Genomic DNA, 19,212 nt, shown 5'->3' with positions numbered 1-19,212 from the left:
CTGGTTTTTTCTTGCATCCACCCGCCGCTTTTGCTATACTGTAAAGAACTTTTTGCAGCGGGCGGCCTCAACGCTGTCCCCGTTCTTTTTGAAACCAAAGGAGATTTTCCATGGCAGACTGGCGTCAAGCCCTTCATCTGGAGCCCCCCCAGGGCTGGCTCAACGACCCCAACGGGTTGTGCTATTTTCATGGATTGTACCATGTCTTTTTTCAGTATTGTCCCGGCAGCGCGGAGGGTACCTCGGCCAAAGGCTGGGGCCACTGGCAGAGTCCCGACCTGCTGCACTGGACCTTTACCGGCGAACCCCTGCTGCCCGACACCCCCTGGGAGCGCAGCGGCGCCTACTCGGGCTGCGCGGTGCCCTGCGGCGACACGCTGCGGCTGTACTACACCGGCAATGTGAAGCATCCCGGCCCCCACGACTACATCCACACGGGGCGGGAGTCCAACACCCTGCTGGCCGAGACCCCCGACGGCATCCATGTGGGGCCCAAGCGGCGGCTGATGGCCAGCGCCGACTACCCCGCCGACTGTTCCCTCCATGTGCGGGACCCCAAGGTCTGGCGGGAGGGGGACCGGTGGTATATGCTGCTGGGTGCCCGCAGTCTGGCGGACGCCGGACGGGTGCTGCTCTACCGCAGCGCCGACGGCCTGGCCTGGGAGCTGGCCCGGGTGCTGGAACCCACCCCCGCCTTCGGCTATATGTGGGAGTGCCCCGACCACTTTGTCCTGGACGGCCGCCGCTGGCTGAGCGTATGTCCCCAGGGCCTGCCCCACGGGGAGACGGAAAACCAGAACCAGTACCAGAGCGGCTGGTTTGCTCTGGAGGGGGATCTGGAGACCGGCACCCTGTCCGGGTTCACCGAGTGGGACAAGGGCTTTGACTTCTACGCCCCCCAGACGCTGCAGGCCCCGGACGGCCGCCTCCTGCTCATCGGCTGGATGGGCATGCCCGATGCTGACTACCGCAACCCCACCGCTGCCCTGGGCTGGCAGCACTGTCTGACCCTGCCCCGGGAGATCGAGGCCGGTCCCGGAGGGCTGCGCCAGCGCCCCGCCCGGGAGCTGGACGCCCTGGCCGCGGGCCGTTCCCTGGCCCTGGCGGCGGGGCAGACCGCCACGGTGCCCCTGCCCTTCCGGCTGGGGATGACCGCCCCCGGCGACTTCACCCTGACGCTGGCCGGCGGCCTGCATCTGGAACGCAGCGGGGACCGGCTGACCCTCCGCTTCACCGACGAAGCCCTGGGCGGCGGGCGCACCCTCCGCCGGGCGGTGTGCGGCAGCGGGCCGCTGACGCTGGACCTGGTGGCGGACCGCGCCTCGCTGGAATTCTATTGCAACGACGGCACCACCGTCTTCTCCACCCGGTTTTACCCCGCAGAGCCGGCCGTCTCCCTCTGCCTGCAGGGGGCCGACGCCGTGGTACAGCCCCTGCATCCCATGACCTTTTCCCTGGCATAAGCGCTTTTCCGCCCCGTACCGCCTGCGCGGTGCGGGGCGTTTTGCTGTGCCGCCCCCGGAATACTGCACAAAATACGGCTCAAATTTTTGTGTGTTCCACGAATGGAATTGCGCGGTCCGTTATTGTAGAATACCAATGGAAACGCAAGAATACGAATTCACGGAGGATTTTTCCTATGATCACCATGGCCGAGATCGCACGGCTGACCCATGTGTCCCAGCCCACGGTTTCCCGGGTGCTCAACGGCAACCCCAAGGTTTCCCCCGAGATCCGGGAGCGGGTGCTGGCCTGCGCCCGGGAGCACGACTACCAGCTCAACGCCCTGGCCAAAGGGCTGAAGGGCAGCCCCACCCACCTGCTGGGGGTGCTGGTCACCGACATTTCCAACGGCTTTTTCGCCGACCTGACCAAACAGATCGAGATCTGCGCCCGGGAGCGGGGCTACAGCATCATCCTGTTCAACAGCGACTACAACCCCGCCAACGAGCAGGAATACCTGGATGTGGTGCGCCGCTACCGGGTGGACGGGGTGCTGGCGGTGCCCATCCGGGAGACCAGCGCCGAATGGTACAACTACGTGCAGCGGCTGGACGTGCCGGTGGTGACCATCACCCGCCGGGCAGAAGGGCTGGACTCCTTCTATGTGGACCATCCCACCGCCGGGGCCCAGGTGGCCGCCTGCCTGACGGAACAGGGCTACCGCCGGTTCCTCTTCATCGGCAAGGACTATGACGGCAAATACGTGGGCTTCCGCCAGTGGCTGGAGGAGCACGGATTCGGGGACGCCGTCACCAACCGGGTATTGGGGGACCACGACGCCTTCCGCCGGGAGCTGACCTGCTGGCTGGCGGAGCAGGAGGACCGGGCCGCCGTCTTTGCCGGCAACGACATCTACGCCCTGCAGGCCCTGGACATTCTGCGGGCGCTGGAGATCGAGGTGCCCGCCCGGGTGGGGGTCATCGGTTTTGACGACACCTTCATGGGCCGGTTCCTCAACCCCCGGCTGAGCACCGTCCGCCAGCCCACCGCCCGGATGGCCCGGGAGGCGGTGACCCATCTGCTGGGCCGCATCGAACACCCCGGCGACCACCCGCCCGTGCTGCGCTCTTTTCCGGCGGAGCTGGTCCTGCGGGAAAGTACCTGAGCCTGCCGCCCCAGAAGAAACGGCAGGCAGGGTCTTTTTTACCCGGTTGTGAATACGTATTCACAGCCTGATCTGTTCTTTTTGTATTCCGGTCCCCCGGGCGGGGGATTGAATAAACAGCTTTCAGAAAGGATGAATGGAATGGATTACAAGAAAGTAGCCCAGGAGATCTACGACAAGGTCGGGCGAAAAGAAAACATCGTGTCGGCGGCCCACTGCGCCACCCGGCTGCGGCTGGTGCTGGTGGACAACGCCAAGTGCGACGCCAAAGCGGTGGAGGACATTGAGGGCGTCAAGGGCGTCTTCAGCGCCTCGGGACAGCTGCAGATCATTCTGGGCACCGGCGTGGTGAACAAGGTCTACGACGAGTTCATCGCCATCGCAGGCATCAGCGCCGCCACCAAGGATGAGGTCAAGGCGGCAGCCGCCGCCCGCCAGAACCCCTTCAAGCGGGCCATCAAGACGCTGGGCGACATCTTTGTGCCCATCATCCCCGCCATCGTGGCCAGCGGCTTCCTCATGGGCATCATGGAAGCGCTGAACTTCATGGTGAACAACAACTTCCTGAACATCGACACCTCCGGCTCCATCTATGTGTTCGCCAACCTCTTCTCCAACACGGCGTACACCTTCCTGCCCATCCTCATCGCCTACAGCGCCGCCAAAGCCTTCGGCGGCAACCCCTACCTGGGCGCCGTCATCGGCATGATGATGATCCACCCCAACCTCCAGAACGCCTGGACCGTGGCCACCGAGGGCGTCAAGCAGACCCAGAGCGTCTGGTTCGGCCTCTACTCGGTGGACCTGGTGGGCTATCAGGGCCACGTCATCCCAGTCATCATCGCGGTGTGGGTCATGTGCTTCCTGGAAAAGAAGCTCCACAAGATCGTCCCCGCCATGTTTGACCTCTTCGTCACCCCGCTGGTCAGCGTCTTCGTCACCGGCTACCTGACCTTCTCCATCATCGGACCCATCTTCGTCACCATCGAGAACGGCATCATCGGCGGCATCCAGACCCTGCTCACCCTGCCCTTCGGCATCGGCAGCTTCATCATGGGCGGCCTGTACTCCACCACCGTGGTGGCCGGTATCCATCATATGTACACCGTCATTGATATGGGCCAGCTCTCCATGTACGGCGTCACCTACTGGCTGCCCCTGGCCTCCGCCGCCAACATGGCCCAGGGCGCCGCCACCCTGGCCGTGGCCCTCAAGAGCAAAAACGGCAAGACCAAGGCTGTGGCCCTGCCCTCCGCCTTCTCCTGCTTCATGGGCATCACCGAGCCCGCCATCTTCGGCGTCAACCTGCGCTTCTTCAAGCCCTTTGTCTGCGGCGCCGTGGGCGGCGCGGCGGGCGCCATGTACGCCTCCCTGGTCCATCTGGGCGCCAGCGGCACCGGCGTCACCGGCATCTTCGGCCTGCTGCTCTGCCTGCAGCATCCCCTGGAATACATCATCATGGCGGCCATCTCCATCGGCGTGGCTTTCACCCTGACCTGGCTGTTCGGCTACAAGGACCCCGCCCCTGAGGCCCCCAAGGCGGAAGAACCCACCCCCGCGCCCGAAATGCCCGCAGCTGCCGGCAAGCCCGGCACCGTGGGCGCCCCGGTGGCCGGTGAGGCCGTTCCTTCCGAGCAGATCCCCGACGAGACCTTCGCCACCGGCGTGCTGGGCCGGGGCGCCGGCATCCAGCCTGCGGAGGAGACCATCGTGGCTCCCTTTGACGGGGAGATCTCCTCGGTCACCGACACCCACCATGCGGTGGGCATCACCTCCGCCGACGGGATGGAGCTGCTCATCCATGTGGGCGTGGACACGGTGGACATGAAGGGCGACGGCTTTGCCTGCTTCGTGCAGGAAGGCCAGAAGGTCAAGGCCGGCGACAAGCTGCTGACCTTTGACCGGAAAAAGATCGCCGCGGCGGGACATCCCGACATGGTGGCAGTGCTGCTGACCAACGCCGACGACTTCGGCGAGATGACGGTACACACCGGCGCCTGCCAGGCTCTGCAGCCCCTGCTGGAAGTCGCGGCCCGGTAACCCAAAAGGAGGCAACGCCCCATGAAGATCCGTTATCTGGGCACCGCCGCCGCGGAAGGCTGGCCTGCCCTGTTCTGCTCCTGTCCCATCTGCACCAAGGCCCGGGCGGAGGGCGGCAGGAACCTGCGCACCCGCACCCAGGCCATTCTGGACGGGGAATTGCTGCTGGATTTTCCGCCCGACACCTACTGCCACGCCCTGCGGTACAATCTGGAACTGGCCAGGGTCCACACCCTGCTGGTGACCCACAGCCATATGGACCACTGGTTCCCCACCGATCTGATCCACCGGCACGAGCATTTCGGCCACGGGGTCACGGGGGTGCTGGAGGTCTACGGCAACCAGGCCGTGAAGGACGCCTTCGACGCCCACATCCTGGTGGACCGGTTCAAGCCCCATCCCATCGGGGACGTGGTGCACTTCCATGTGACCCACGGCGGGGACCGGTTCGAGAGCCACGGCTGGCAGATCACCGCCGTGCCCGCCGACCACGACAAGCGGGAGGAATGCCTGGTCTATATCTGCCAGAAGGACGGCAAGACGCTGTTCTACGGCCACGACACCGGGCTGAACCTCTCGGAGGAGGCCTGGGCGCTGGTCACCGCCCGGCAGTATGACCTCATCAGCCTGGACGCCACCATGGGCAAAAAGACCATCGGCGGCTACCACATGGGCCTGCCCGATGTGGAGGCGATGATCGCCCGGCTGACCGACGCCGGCTGCATCGACGACCACACCGTGAAGGTCATCAACCACTTCAGCCACAACGGCGAGATGACCCACGACGAGCTCACCGCCTGGGGTGCCCAGCGGGGCATCCTGGCGGCCTACGACGGCATGGAAGTGGAATTCTGACACAGAGCACCCGCGCCCTGCGGCCTTCGGCTGCAGGGCCTTGGGTGTTTTTGCGCATCCGAAAGGAAGGGACCGTTTTGCTGCAGGATTTTTTGCATCTGAAAGCCCCGGGGCACTGGATCAACGACCCCAACGGCTTCATCTATTATAAAGGGCAGTACCATCTGTTCTACCAGCACTTCCCCTACCTGCCCCGCTGGGGCACCATGCACTGGGGCCACGCCGTCAGCGACGATCTGGTCCACTGGGAGCACCGGGGCATCGCCCTCTATCCCAGCAAGGCCTACGACCGCAACGGGGTGTTTTCCGGCAGCGCGGTGGAGGTGGAGGGGGCTTTGTACCTCTACTACACGGCCATCCGCTACGACGAGGAAAATCCCGACAACATCCACCGGGCGCTGAACAACCGGTTCCGGGCCAGCCAGGCGCTGGTGATCTCCCCCGACGGGGTCACCTTCGACAACCTGGACGCCAAGCGGCAGGTACTGCCGGTGCCCGCCGCGCCGGAGGCGGGGGATCCCCAGAACACCCGGGACCCCAAGGTCTGGCGGGCGGCGGACGGCAGTTTCCGGATGGTGCTGGGCAGCACCCGGGAGGGCGTGGGCCAGCTGCTGTTCTACCGCAGCGAGGACGGCCTGACCTGGACCGCCGCCGGGCGGTTCGGGGACCCGGTTCTGGGCACCACGCTGGAATGTCCCGACCTGTTCTGCCTGGACGGCCGCTGGGTGCTGCTGGGTTCCCCCATGGGCATCACGGCGGACGGGCTGCACTACCCCGACCAGTCCACCTGGACGGCGGCGGACTTCGACGAGGCCGGCTGCCGCTTTGCCCTGCAGGGCACCCCGGCCATGGTGGACTGGGGCCTGGACCTCTATGCCCCCCAGACCACCCTGGACGAGGATGGCCGCCGGGTGCTCATCGGCTGGATGCGGATGCCCTGCCCGGTGGAGGACCCCCCCGATGGCCGGGGTCCCTGGCGGGGCATGATGAGCCTGCCCCGGCTGGTGGAATGGCGGGACGGGCAGCTCTGCTTCCCGGTGCATCCCCACGTGACCGCCTGCTTCACCCAGCCGGCGGAGGGCCTGGCCCCCCTGGCCCACCACCGGCCGGTGCGGCTGCAGGGCACGCTGCGCAGCGGCCAGGCCTGGAACATCGGCGGCTACCGTCTCAAGCTGGAGGACGGGCGGCTCTGCACCGACCGCAGCGCCGTCTTTGCCCACCAGCCGGACAGCCGCCTCACCGCCTGCACCCCCGCCCTGGGCCGGGACGCCTGCGCCCTGGACATCTTTGTGGAGGACCACCTCATCGAGATCTTCCTGGACGGCGGGCGTTTTGTGCTCAGCCATGTGGTGTTTGATCTGGACGGGACGCTGGAGGGCGATTTCGACGCCGTGACCACCACCCGGACTTAAAACAGAACAGCGCCGGATTTTGTGAATTCTCACAAAATCCGGCGCTGCTTTTTGTGCGGCGTGTTCAGGCGACAGGGCGCTCCCCCTCGGGGAAGATGATCTTGAAGACAAAAAAGAAGATGACCATCGACACGCCGCCGGTGATGACGGTAACGAGGATGTTGTAGACCGCCGGCGCCACAAAGGCCGCGGCCACCGGCATCCAGAGATTGTTGAAGGCGTTGCAGATCAGCGAGATGACCACCCAGGCCACAAAGTACCACAGAACCTGCACCACCGGGTTGCCGTGGCTCTTGAAGGTGATATTGCGCTGCAGCGGAAAGTTGATGCACTGGGCCACAAAGGAGCCGATCTCATAGCTGAGGAAGTAACCCAGCCCGCCGCCGATGACCACATTCCCGGCGGCATCGTAGAGCACGTTGTAGCCCAGCAGGCTCCAGGTAAAGTCCACGCCGAAAAGGTGCAGGGGCACCCGGGGCCACATGAATTCGGTGGCGGCCAGTTCCGGGCCCAGCACCCCCGGCAGGAAGGTGAAGAAGAGGTACTGGACGATAGTGACCCCCATACTGAACACAAAGAAAGAGAAGATCTGGTAGAGCCACTTGGCCAGCGTGGGGTGCTTTTGGGCAAAAGCCTGCCACCAGGCGGGACCGGTCACAGATTGGGACATGGTTCATTCCTCCTTACAGTCGGCGGACAGCATGGCCACGTAGGCCTCGTTCTTGGCCCGGTTGCGGAAGAAGCCCCGCACCGTGCGGGTGAGTCCCTTCCAGAAATGGCCGTTCACCATGAGCACCAGCCCGTCCACCATCTCACTGCTGACGGCGCCGCCGGTCATCTTGGCGATGGCCCGGAAGGGCATATTGTAGATGAACAGTATGTTCAGGTCAGGGGTACCTGCGGCCTCGCTCCTCTGCTTTTTGCGGGTCAGGATGCGGCAGACCAGCCGGGCCAGAGAGCTCCGGGCATAGTACATCTGGCAGATGGCGTCGTTGGCCGTGAGCGCACCGCTCCAGCGGCCGTCGGGGATGGGCGTGCCCAGCAGGGCCTCGAACTCCTCGTCGGGCACCTGGCGGATGTCGCCGCTCCGGTAGTGGGGCAGGGCTTTGCCCTCGCAGGGCAGCTGGTCGGTGGTGGCTTCTTTCTCCACCGTGCCGGTCAGCCGGATGTCGGTACTGCTGGCGCCCACCTCCACCCGGTAGACGCCGCCCTCCACCGCCCAGCGGTTGGCGGCGGTGTTCCAGTAACGGAAGGTCTTGTCGTCAAAGGCAATATGTACTCGCTGACGCTCCCCGGCCTTCAGGAACACCTTCTGGAATCCTTTCAGTTCCCGCACCGGGCGGAACACCCGGGCGTCCTGCTTGCCGATGTAGAGCTGCACCACCTCGGCGCCGTCCCGGAGGCCGGTGTTTTCCACCGTCAGCGTCACGCCGTCCTCGTCCACCACCAGGTCGCGGTAGGCAAAGCTCGTGTAGGACAGCCCGTACCCGAAGGGGAACAGCACCGGAACGCGGGCGGTGGCGTAGTAGCGGTAGCCCACATAGGGGCCTTCCCGGTATTCGGCGTTGCGCTGTTCGCTGGGGTAGTACCGGTAGGCGGGGGTGTCCTCGTAGTGCAGGGGGTAGCTTTCCGCCAGACGGCCGGAGGGGTTCACCGCCCCGGTGAGGATGTCCAGCATGGCCCCGGCCCCCGCCTGGCCGTAGAGATACCCGTGGAGCAGCGCCTGGCAGCAGGACAGCCAGGGCATCTCCACCGCCGCCCCGGCGCTGAGCACCCCCACAATGTGGGGATTCACCCGGGCCAGGGCTTCCAGCAGGGCGATCTGGTGGCCGGGAAGCCGCATGTGACTGCGGTCGATGCCCTCCGACTCGCTGCGCTCATCCAGACCGAAACAGTAGATCACCACATCGGCGGCCCGGGCCAGGTCCAGGGCATTCTTTTCCCGTTCGGGGTCGGGGGTGCCGTCCCGGGTATAGCCCCGGGCGGTGCCCAGCCAGTCCAGACCGCTGTCGGGCAGCAGGGCCTCCATGGTGTCCACCCGGGTGGCGTTCACCATGCTGGAACCCGCCCCCTGATACCGCGGCGTGAAGGCAAAATCCCCGATGAGGGCCACCCGGGTGCCGGGTTTCAGGGGCAGGAGGTCGTCCTCGTTTTTCAGCAGCACCGCACTCTCCGAGGCAGCGCGGCGGGCCAGGGTGTGGTGGGCTTCTTTGTCAAAGCTGCGGGGCCGGTCCCGGGTCTCGTGCAGGGCCAGCGTGGCCCGCACCAGCCGGGCCGCACAGGCATCCACAGCGGATTCCGGCAAGCGGCCGGACCGCACCGCCTCCACCAGCTGCCGGGCGGAGTCCATGCCGGGGTTGGGCATCTCCAGGTCGGAGCCGTTGCGCACCCCCTCCACATGGTCGTTGGAGCCGCCCCAGTCGGTGATGACCAGGCCGTCGTAGCCCCACTCCCCCCGCAGGATGTCCTGCAAAAGGTGGGGATTTTCGTTGGCGTAGGTCCCGTTGACCTGATTGTAGCTGGTCATGATGGCCCCGGGGCCGCCCTCCCGCACGGCGATTTCAAAGCCGGTGAGATAGATCTCCCGCAGGGTGCGCTCGTCCACCACGGCGTTCATGGCCATGCGGCGCAGCTCCTGGCTGTTCACGGCGAAATGCTTGGGGCAGGCGTAGACGCCCTGGCTCTGGATGCCCCGGATGTAGCCCGCCGCCAGCTTGCCGGCGAGATAGGGGTCTTCGGAGAAATATTCAAAGTTGCGGCCGCACAGCGGGCTGCGCTTGATGTTCAGCCCCGGGCCCAGCACGATGTTGACGCCCTGGGCAGCGGCTTCCTCCCCCAACGCCTGGCCGATCTCCTCGCCGAGATCGGGGTCCCAGCTGCCCGCTACGGTGGCTGCCGTGGGAAAGCAGGTGGCGGGCAGGGAGGGGTTGAGCCCCAGATGGTCCCCCGCCCCGGCCTGCCGCCGGATGCCGTGGGGGCCGTCGGAACAGACCAGGGAGGGTACCCCCGCCCGGGGCAGGTCCCAGGTCTCCCATTCGCCCTTGCCGCTGAGCAGGGCGCATTTTTCTTCCAGGGTCAATGTGGAAAGAATGGATTGGTTCATCTTGCACCTCGTTTCAGGAAAAAGGGAGCAGGCCGCGGGCATGCCCGCGGCCTGCTCCCGCTTTTTCTGTGGGTTTTCCGGACGGTCCCCGGTCTCTCCCCTGACCGCAGGGCCGGCGGGTTCCCCTTCTATCAGACGGCTCTGGCCCCCTGGTACCGGTCGGGATGACGCTTTTCATCCCGCACCCGCAGGATGCTGAGCACCACCACCGCCGCAAAGAGCAGACCGGTGATGACGATGGCCACGGCACAGCCCATCTCCCACGGAGCCAGGGAATAGGTGATGGTGGAACCGGGCGCCATGCCGTTCATGGCGTTGGAGTTGGCCACCATGTAGCACATTTCGTGGGTGGCCTTTTGCAGATAGGTCACCGTGGTGGCGCTGGGATTGTTCTGGTCCACAAAGTCCTTGCGGTTGGACTGCAGGCAGGCGGTGCCGCCGTTGCGGATCATCTGGTCGGGATACATGAAATCGTGGAGGGCGTAGTCGGTGAGGGCGGTGCCGGTAAAGCCCCATTCATCCCGCAGGACGGTCTGGAGCAGGGCGTGGTTGCCGCCCGACCAGGTGTTGCCCACGCAGCAGAAGGCCGTCATGACGCCGGTGGCGCAGCGGAAATCTTCCGCCACCTGCTCGTTGCCCTCGCCGTCCAGATAGTGCAGGTCGGTGGTGGCCTCCTTGATGGCGATCTCAAAGGCCTTGAGGTAGATCTCCCGCATGGTCTGTTCGGTGGCCCAGGTCATGAGCATCCATTCGGGGTTCTGGTAGCGGTCGAGACTTTCGTCCATATGCATGCCGCAGCACCAGGACCGGCAGAAGGCTTCCTGCTCGTTGAGGGCAAAGTGCTTGATGTAGGTGAAGACGCCGTATTGGGCGGCACCGGAGATTTCCTTGGCGGCCAGCTTGCCCGCCAGGAAGGGATCCTCCGAGAAATACTCGAAGTTGCGGCCGCCGAAGGCCGTGCGGTGGGTGTTCAGGCCCGGCGCATACCAGCCGGTCATGCCGTTGGCGGCACCCTCGGCGCCCACGTTCTCGCCGATCTCCTCCAGCAGGTCCTCGTTCCAGGTGCAGGAGAGCAGCGCCTCGCAGGGGTATGCGGTCATATAGTAGGTGTCCACCCGCTCGTTCTCCTCGCCCAGGGCCTGGTGACGGAAGGCTTGCGGGCCGTCATTGTCCAGGGTGGTGGGCTTGCCGTACTCGGGGAAGGCTTCGGTCTGGAAACCGGCCTTACCCAGCAGCAGGGCCATCTCGCCGGGGGTCCACTGCTCGATGTAGGTCTGCCACAGGGGGTCGTCGAAGGACAGGCCCCGCAGGTTGATGAGCTGCAGACCGTTGTTCTGACCGGTGGCGGGCATTTCCACCTCCTCGTCGTGGAGGGCGGTGGCTTCTTTGGTGCTGTAGTTGTTGTCGTCCAGGATGGCTTTGAGTTCCTCGGGCATGACGGTGTCCTCGGCGGTGGGGGCGGTGGGCCAGGAGGCCGCAAAGCCGTCCGCCCGGGTCATAGTGGCGTCGCCGTTAGAAACCTTCAGGTTGTTGCCGGTCATCTCCCGCTGGAAGGCGTTGGTGGCGGTGGTCATATCACTGTCCCGCTTGCCGTCGTGCTCATCGTTGTAGATGCGGGTGGCGGCGATGGCGTCCGCCGCGGCGTAGGTCACGGCGTTGGCGCCGGCCGCGCTCTTGGAATCCGCCGGGGTGGCGTAGGCCCAGGCGTGGGCGCCGTAGACCGTGCCGTTCACGGTGCCCAGATAGAAGGTGTAGTCCCCCGCATCCAGCACATAGCACTGGTTGACGGTGTCGTCGTAGGAGGCCAGGTCCTGCTCGTCCACCGTGAGGGTCACCGTCTCGCTGGCCCCGGGGTCGAGGGTCTGGGTCTTGTCAAAGGCGCAGAGCACCACCTTGGATTTCTCGATGCCGCCGGGGGTGTAGGGGGTCTCGGCGTAGAGTTCCACCACATCCTTGCCGGCCACCGAACCGGTGTTTTTCACCGTCACATCGAAGGTGAAGGTACCGTCGGCGTAGGAGGTATCGGTGATTTCCTGGGTGAAGGTGGTGTAGGAAAGGCCGTAGCCGAAGGGATAGATGACGCCGTTGTCCCGGTTGTAGTAGGGGTCGGTGACGCCCGCGGGCAGGTTGGCGGAGGTGAAGTAGCCGTCGGCGGCGGCCGATTCATAGAAGCGGTAGCCCATATAGATGCCTTCCTCGTAGCCCACGAACATGATGGGCCGCTGGGAAGTGCTGCCGTCGGCATCGGTATAGTCGATCATGGTGTCGTACTGGTTGGGGAAGGCCGCGTCGGGGTCATAGTAGACCTTGCTGCTGAAGTTCTCCATGGCGGGGCTGGCCAGAAGGTCGGCGGCGTAGGTATCGGCCAGGCGGCCCGAGGGGTTCACCGTGCCGTTGAGCACATCCCCGATGGCGTAGAAGCCCTGCTTGCCGGGGCCGCCCACAAAGAGGATGGCATCCACCTTGTCGTCGTCCTGCAGCTCGCCCAGCTCCATGGTGTTGTTGGCGTTGACGATGACGATGACCTTGCCGTTCTCCCCGCGGAGTTCCTCCGCCTTGGCCAGCACGGCCTCCTCCTCGTCGGTGAGTTCCAGGTAGTGCTTGTCGGGGTTGATGCCGTAGGTGTTGACGCTGCCGCCCTCCTTGGTCATGGTGGTGGGGCAGTCGTGGTACTCACCGCCGCCCCGGCCGATCCAGACGATCTGCACGTTGTTGGCTGCGGCGTCGGACTGGGCGCAGGCTTCCGCCACCAGCTGGGCGTTCAGCTCCGGCACATCCCAGGCGGCCTGGTAGGTCTTGCTCACCGAGGGCCGCGCCGGTGCGGTGTTGGTGTCCTCGTCGGTGTAGTAGCCGTTGGCCTTGGTGACCATCCACTCGGTGTAGTGCTGGTCGGACCAGTCGAGGTAGTAGCTTTCCAGCGCCTCATTGATGTTGATACCCGCGGCGGCCAGGGCCTCCTTGGGGGAGACAAGGCCGTCGGAACCCACGGCGCCCGAACCGGAGCCGCCGGTGCTGGGATAGTAGAAGGACCAGCCCAGGGCGTTGACGGTGATGGGGTTGGATTCGGACAGCGGGGCGCCGCCGTTGGTTAGCGGCAGGGCGCCGTTCTGGTTTTTCAGCAGCACGATGCCCTCGGCTTCCGCCCGGCGCGCCAGCTCGGCGCCCTGGGCGGCGGTGTCCTCGGGGGTCATGCCGTCGGCATTGAGGTTGTAGTAATCGGTGTTCCAGTTTTCGGTGCCGGGGGCGGCGTCGATGGAGATCGTCGCTTCCCCGAAAACCGCATCCATGACCGTGCTCCAGTACTCCATCACGCAGGTGATGACGATGGAGGTGACCAGCAGCACCGCCGTGACCGGCAGAAAAATCGCCATGAACTTGCGGCTGCTCATTTTCTTTTTGGCCGTCATGTTGACCTACTCCTTCTTACAGTGGCAGTGGTGATGCATCCCGGCAGTGGCGGGACGCCGGTGAGGTTCCGGGGCGCCGCGGCCGCCCCTTTCGCTGTGCCCACTCTATCACATCTTCCAAAAGAATAAAACATCCATTACTGTTTTTGTCGTTTTCGCTACACCGTTTGCACAAAAATGCCCGGCCGTGCCCCGGCCGGGTCCCAAAAAACGTCTTCAGCGGGCGGTGACCGGCTCGGGCAGGATGACGTCCACGCAGAACAGATGATCCTTTGCGTGTACCGACATCTCGCCGCCGTATTTCTCCGCCGTCAGCTGGATGCTGCGCAGCCCGAAGCCGTGATAGCTCTTGTTCTCCTTGGTGGTGCGGGGCAGCGCCGCGTCACCGGTGCGGTCGGGCCCCTCGTAGTAGTTCTCCACATGGATGGCCGCCAGCGCCCCCTGCCCCTTCACCGACACATGGAGGAACCGCTTCTCCGGGTCGGACAGCGTCTGCAGGTATTCGATGGCGTTCTCGGTGGCGTTGCCGAAGAGGGTGTAGATGTCCCCCGTCTCCATACCCGCCAGCCGGGCTCCGTCGGCAATGCAGCTGAAGGTGATCCCCTTGGCCTGGCAGAGCATGCTTTTCTCCCCCAGCACCAGGTCCAGGGCGTCGTTGCCGGTGCGCACCAGGGTGTCGTACCGGTTCACCGCCTCCTCCATCCCCCGCAGGGCATTCTGGTCCACCACCTGGCGCAGCAGCCCCAGCTGGTGTTTCAGGTCGTGGTGCTTGATGTTGATGAGTTCCATGCTTTCCTGCCGGATGCGGTACTGTTCCTCCTTCTGGGCCAGCATCTGCCGCAGCAGGTCCCGGTCCTGCTCCAGGTGCCGCCTGGACAGCACCCCGAACTGCAAAAAGAGAAGCAGCACACAGCACAGCAGGTTGTAGACGTTCTCCAGCAGCACCGAGGCGGCGTCCGCCGAGGTGTGGAGCACCGTGACCATATGCAGCACGATGTTCACCGCCACCCCCAGTCCCGAAAAGGCGATGAGGGGTTTGCGCCCCAGGCTCAGGTCCTCGCCCCGGGACATCCGTTGGCCGAGAAAATACCCGAAATACCAGTAAAACAGGAAATAGCAGTCGACGTAGGCCAGGATGGTCAGCGGATTGAGGGCGCTCTGGATGGTGGCCTCGCCGTAGGGGTTCAGGGCGGTGCCCATCCGGGCCAGCAGCCCCGTGAGGCCCAGCCCGGTGACGATCATGTTGTAGGCCACAAAGGTGATGTGCTGCACCGAATACCCGGCGATGGCGCAGAACAGAAGGTTCCACCAGCTCTCCTCAAAACAGAACCGGCAGCCCACCAGCGTGACGAAAAAGAGGGCGAAAAACAGCGCCGAATAGCTGCCCACCGAGGCCGCGCCCGCCGGGCAGAGCACCGCGGCGGCAAAGCAGACCCCCAGACTGAGCACCAGCCGCCCCCAGAACAGGGAGCGGCGGCGCAGTTTGCGGCAGAAAAGGGCTTCGGCCGCCAGCAGTTCCGCCATAAAGATCACTTTATATACCGAAAGTTGCGTCAGCTGCAGCATCTTATTGTCCTCCGAAATATTCCGACATCCGCTGCAGAAACGCCTTGCGCCGGGTGCGGCTGATGAGCAGCCGGTCCCCGGCCACCACCACGTCGCTGCCCTCCACCCCGCGGACATACCGCAGATTCACCAGATAGCCATTGTTGCACCGGGCAAAACTCTGGCCGGCCAGCTGTTCCTCCAGCTTTTTCAGGCTGCCGGTGGTGTCAAAGACGCCGTCCTCGGTGTGGAAGATGGTGTGGTGGTTGAACATCTCGATGTAGTGCACCCGGGCCGAATCCAGATGGTAGGTGCCGTCCTTGGTGTGCAGCACCAGCGCCACCCCCGCTTCGGTCTGCAGGCGGCCCCGGGCCTTGGTCAGCGACGCCGCCAGCCGGTAATAGCTCACCGGCTTGAGGATGAAATCCATGGCGTCCACGGCATAGCCCTCGATGGCGAACTGGGCCATATTGGTGATGAAGATCAGCACCAGCCGCCGGTTCTGTTCCCGCAGCTGCCGCGCCGCCGCCATGCCGTCCAGCCCCGGCATCTGGATGTCCAGCAGCACAATGTCGAACCCGCCGGGGTCCTGGCGCAGGAATTCCTGGGCATCCCCGCAGGATACGATGCCGAAGGATACGCCGTTTTCCCGCTCATAGCGGTGCAGGCAGTCTTCCAGCAGGGTGCGCTGTTCCCGTTCGTCGTCCACCACCGCGATCTGCAGCATAGCCCATCCCTCCCCTGGATCGGAGTCAAGATTTTCTATAGAATATTGTACCAGAAAGGCATTCCCGCGGCAATGCAGCGGGCGGCCTCCCGGGCCCCCATTTCCAAATTCCGGAAAAAGAAACCGTTTTCTTTCCTGTCTTGTCTCCCGGCCCGCCTGCCTGTATAATCAAAGAGGAAGGAGGGGTCCCCATGCAATACGGAAAACTGCTGGCGGTGCTGCTGAGCACGGCGGCCAGCGAACGGCCCGATTCCCTGGACCAGCGCATCGCCCAGTATATCATGGACCACCTGGGGGACGCCGAGGCCATCACGATGAAACGGATGGAACAGACCTGCCATGTGGGCAACGCGTCCCTCTCCCGCTTTTGCCGCAAGATCGGGCTGCGGGATTTCTTCGAGCTGCGGGAGCTGGTGGGCAGCGTGCAGTTCCAGGCCAGCGGCGACGACGCCCACACCTTTGCCGGGCGGATGACCGCTCACCGGGATTCCATCCTGCGCAGCCTGGACATGGTCACCGCCTCCCTGTCCGAGACGGCGGTCTATGCCCTCTGCGCCGACATCCACCATTATGCCCGGGTGGCGGTGTTCGGCATCCTGAAATCCGAGGCCGCAGCCCTGGTCATGCAGAGCGAGATGGCTGCCCTGGGCAAGAACGTCTTTACCGTGGTATCCCATGTGCAGCAGCGGGAATGGCTGCGCACCGCCGGGCCGGAGGACCTGATTTTGCTGCTGAGCTACCGGGGCATCTACTTTGACTACCTCCAGGGGGATGACCTGTCCACCCTGCTGGCCGCCCCCCGGGTCTGGCTGATCACCGGGTCGGACGCCCCGCCTCCGCCGGGGGTGGACGCCGTGCTGCGGTTTGCCAGCGACCTGACTCAGGAACACCATCCCCACCAGATCGCCTTTGCGTGCAGCACCGTGGTGCGGGAATACGCCCGGCTCTACGGACTGCCGCCCCGGAAGACCCCCTGAAACGCAAAAAAGGACTGCCCCCGCTACGGGTCGGCAGTCCTTTTTTGTTTATTCCGAGACCGGCGTCATTCCCTGGAAGCGGAGGAAGGACTGTCCGCCCTCGGTCAGGACGGTGTACACCGCCTGGTAGGGGCCGAAGTCTTTCCGGTGCTGTCCTGCCGTGTCCACAATGAGCTGTTCGCTGTTCAGCCGGAAGGACACCGTCACCGTATCCCCCGCCATCTCCCCCACGGGATCCTGGCAGTAATAGTGGGCGGTGGGCAGCGCCTGGCTCACATCAAAATAATATTCCGGCACGGTGCTGTCGTACCAAGCGGGATCGTCATAGGACCAGTCCTCCACGCCGAAAAGCTGGTACACGACAGCCCGGGCGGTCTGTTCCGGCACATGGTCGATGATGCCCTCCCCATCGCCGAAGGTGGTGGTGACCGCCGCGCGGTAGGGATATTCCGGGCTCTTGCTGTTCTGCCCCATGGTCCACAGGAAGTTCAGGATCTCCCCGTCGTCCAGCGCCTCCACCCCTGCCGTCTCCTCAAAGGGCTGCAGGCAGTAATCCACCAGCTGGCAGGTAAGGAAATAGGCCTGGGTTTCCCAGTTTTCCTGTTCCGCCGCCGACCAGCGGCTCTCCACGGGCGGGGGCGTTGTTTCCGGCGCCTGGGTGGCTGCCGGCGCCGACGGCACCGGAGTGGCGGTGGGGCTTGGGGTGGCCGTGGGTGCCGAAGCAGCCTGCGAGGAAGAGGCCGCGGCACTTTCCGACGGCCCGTCCTGGGGCGCCGCACCGCAGCCACAGAACCCGGCAGCCAGCAGAACACCGGCCAGAACCGTACAGAGTTTTTTCATGATGACCTCCCGGAGAGAATGAACGTCCTGCTTCCATAGTAGCAACATCGGGCCCGGGAATCAATAAAGATTTTTTCAAAAGGGCAAGATTTTACAAGAGCTTTCGCTGCACCGCCGTGCAAGACCAACCCCCAGGGGGGATAAGCCCCCCCTGGGGGGTTGGTGTAAAATGAGGTCAGCCGCCCCGGCTATGGGGGTCAGGCCCAGGGATTTTCGGTGGGATAGGGCAGGGTCTTGGGCTGGTTGTAGGCGATGTCGCCGATGCCCAGATACTTGAAGACCTCGAACAGCGCCTTGCCGCAGTGGCTGAAGGCCACGGAGCCATGGTGCGGGTAACGCTTCTGGATCAGCACATGGCGGTAGAAGCGGCCCATTTCGGGGATGGCAAAGATGCCGATGCCGCCGAAGGAGCGGGTAGCCACCGGCAGCACCTCGCCCTGGGCAATGTAGGCGCGGAGGTTGCCCTCGCTGTCACACTGCAGGCGGTAGAAGGTGATGTCGGAAGCCGCGATGTCGCCCTCCAGGGTGCCGCGGGTGAAGTCGGGATCGCTGCCCGCCGGCTCCAGCAGACGGTGCTGGATCAGCTGGTACTTCACGGCACGGTCGGCGCACATCTTGCAGGACGGCGTGTTGCCGCAGTGGAAGCCCATGAAGGTATCGGTGAGGGTGTAGGGGAACTTGCCGGCGATCTCCTCGTCGTAGATGTACTTGGGCACGCTGTTGTTGATGTCCAGCAGGGTGACGGTGTCGCCGGTGACGCACATGCCGATATACTCCGACAGAGCGCCGTAGATGTCCACCTCGCAGGAGACAGGGATGCCGCGGCTGACCAGGCGGCTGTTCACATAGCAGGGCTCAAAGCCGAACTGGGACGGGAAGGCCGGCCAGCACTTGTCGGCGAAGGCCACATACTTCTTGCTGCCCTTGTGGGCGTCGGCCCAGTCCAGCAGGGTCAGTTCGAACTGCGCCATCCGGGCCAGCAGGTCGGGGTAGTATTTGCCCTCGCCCATCTCGGCGGCCATGTCGGCGCAGACGTCGGCGATGCGGGGATCGTTGGCATGGGCCTTGTAGGAGACCAGCAGGTCCAGCTCGGAGTTCTCCTCGATCTCCACCCCCAGCTCATACAGACCCTTGATGGGGGCGTTGCAGGCAAAGAAGTCCTGGGGACGGGGGCCGAAGGAGATGATCTTCAGGTCCTTCACGCCCAGGATGGTCCGGGCGATGGGCACGAACTCGGCGATCTTGTCCGCCAGTTCCTCGGCGGTGCCCACGGGGTACTCGGGGATGTAGGCGCCCAGATGGCGCATGCCCAGGTTGTAGGAGCAGTTCAGCATGCCGCAGTAGGCGTCGCCGCGGCCGTTGATCATGTCGCCGTCACCCTCGGCTGCCGCCACATACATGACGGGGCCGTCGAAGTATTTGGCGATGAGGGTCTCGGGGGTCTCGGGGCCGAAGTTGCCCAGGAAGACCGTGAGGGCGTTGCAGCCCGCGGCCTGCACATCGGCCACCGCCTTGAGCATGTCGGCCTCGTTTTCCACAGTCACGGGGCACTGGTAGATTTCTACGCCCTTGGCCTTGCAGGCGGCGGTGATGTTCTCACGGCGCTGGGTGGACAGGGCAATGGGGAAACAGTCACGGCTGACGGCGATGATGCCGAGATGCACGTCGGGAATATTGGTAGATTTCATGGGGAAGTAC

13 protein-coding genes are annotated in these 19,212 nt (G+C 64.6%); 6 read left to right on the top strand and 7 right to left on the bottom strand.

Going from position 1 to position 19,212, the window contains the following annotated elements:
* The first annotated feature begins 110 nt into the window (after positions 1 to 110).
* From NQ490_RS09145 to NQ490_RS09125, 5 genes are all read left to right on the top strand, one after another.
* Positions 111 to 1,463, top strand: a complete 1,353-nt coding sequence (locus NQ490_RS09145; protein WP_259951153.1) for a glycoside hydrolase family 32 protein — start codon at positions 111 to 113, stop codon at positions 1,461 to 1,463.
* A gap of 176 nt (positions 1,464 to 1,639) precedes the next feature.
* Positions 1,640 to 2,608, top strand: a complete 969-nt coding sequence (locus NQ490_RS09140; RefSeq protein WP_007048134.1) for a LacI family DNA-binding transcriptional regulator — start codon at positions 1,640 to 1,642, stop codon at positions 2,606 to 2,608.
* 141 nt (positions 2,609 to 2,749) lie between these two features.
* On the top strand, positions 2,750 to 4,648 hold the full coding sequence (locus NQ490_RS09135; protein ID WP_007048135.1) for a PTS beta-glucoside transporter subunit IIBCA: 1,899 nt from the start codon (positions 2,750 to 2,752) through the stop codon (positions 4,646 to 4,648).
* Positions 4,649 to 4,669: 21 nt separating this feature from the next.
* Positions 4,670 to 5,503, top strand: coding sequence for an MBL fold metallo-hydrolase (locus tag NQ490_RS09130; protein ID WP_007048136.1), 834 nt, complete (start codon positions 4,670 to 4,672; stop codon positions 5,501 to 5,503).
* Between the two features lie 77 nt (positions 5,504 to 5,580).
* Positions 5,581 to 6,915: a glycoside hydrolase family 32 protein gene (locus NQ490_RS09125; RefSeq protein ID WP_278078314.1), complete on the top strand. Its 1,335-nt coding sequence runs from the start codon at positions 5,581 to 5,583 to the stop codon at positions 6,913 to 6,915.
* Between the two features lie 64 nt (positions 6,916 to 6,979).
* Here NQ490_RS09125 and NQ490_RS09120 read toward each other — a convergent pair whose 3' ends face one another.
* From NQ490_RS09120 to NQ490_RS09100, 5 genes are all read right to left on the bottom strand, one after another.
* Positions 6,980 to 7,585 carry a hypothetical protein gene (locus NQ490_RS09120; protein ID WP_007048138.1) on the bottom strand — a complete coding sequence of 202 codons (606 nt, stop codon included), beginning with the start codon at positions 7,583 to 7,585 and terminating at the stop codon, positions 6,980 to 6,982.
* A gap of 3 nt (positions 7,586 to 7,588) precedes the next feature.
* Positions 7,589 to 10,018 carry a beta-glucosidase family protein gene (locus tag NQ490_RS09115; protein WP_007048139.1) on the bottom strand — a complete coding sequence of 810 codons (2,430 nt, stop codon included), beginning with the start codon at positions 10,016 to 10,018 and terminating at the stop codon, positions 7,589 to 7,591.
* 131 nt (positions 10,019 to 10,149) lie between these two features.
* Positions 10,150 to 13,425 carry a beta-glucosidase gene (locus tag NQ490_RS09110; RefSeq protein ID WP_007048140.1) on the bottom strand — a complete coding sequence of 1,092 codons (3,276 nt, stop codon included), beginning with the start codon at positions 13,423 to 13,425 and terminating at the stop codon, positions 10,150 to 10,152.
* A gap of 216 nt (positions 13,426 to 13,641) precedes the next feature.
* Positions 13,642 to 14,991 carry an ATP-binding protein gene (locus tag NQ490_RS09105; RefSeq protein WP_007048141.1) on the bottom strand — a complete coding sequence of 450 codons (1,350 nt, stop codon included), beginning with the start codon at positions 14,989 to 14,991 and terminating at the stop codon, positions 13,642 to 13,644.
* A gap of 1 nt (position 14,992) precedes the next feature.
* Positions 14,993 to 15,697: a LytR/AlgR family response regulator transcription factor gene (locus NQ490_RS09100; RefSeq protein ID WP_007048142.1), complete on the bottom strand. Its 705-nt coding sequence runs from the start codon at positions 15,695 to 15,697 to the stop codon at positions 14,993 to 14,995.
* A gap of 191 nt (positions 15,698 to 15,888) precedes the next feature.
* On the opposite strand from NQ490_RS09100, the gene NQ490_RS09095 reads away from it, so the two are divergent.
* On the top strand, positions 15,889 to 16,674 hold the full coding sequence (locus tag NQ490_RS09095; protein ID WP_007048144.1) for a MurR/RpiR family transcriptional regulator: 786 nt from the start codon (positions 15,889 to 15,891) through the stop codon (positions 16,672 to 16,674).
* Positions 16,675 to 16,722: 48 nt separating this feature from the next.
* Here the strand turns inward: NQ490_RS09095 and NQ490_RS09090 are convergent, their stop codons facing one another.
* Both NQ490_RS09090 and NQ490_RS09085 read right to left on the bottom strand, forming a co-directional pair.
* Positions 16,723 to 17,514, bottom strand: a complete 792-nt coding sequence (locus NQ490_RS09090; RefSeq protein ID WP_040918439.1) for a hypothetical protein — start codon at positions 17,512 to 17,514, stop codon at positions 16,723 to 16,725.
* 197 nt (positions 17,515 to 17,711) lie between these two features.
* Positions 17,712 to 19,202 carry an L-fucose/L-arabinose isomerase family protein gene (locus NQ490_RS09085; protein ID WP_259951148.1) on the bottom strand — a complete coding sequence of 497 codons (1,491 nt, stop codon included), beginning with the start codon at positions 19,200 to 19,202 and terminating at the stop codon, positions 17,712 to 17,714.
* Positions 19,203 to 19,212: the final 10 nt, after the last annotated feature.

Source organism: Subdoligranulum variabile (assembly GCF_025152575.1).
Taxonomy (GTDB): Bacteria; Bacillota; Clostridia; order Oscillospirales; family Ruminococcaceae; genus Gemmiger; species Gemmiger variabilis.
This window is presented reverse-complemented; position numbering and strand designations above follow the sequence as displayed.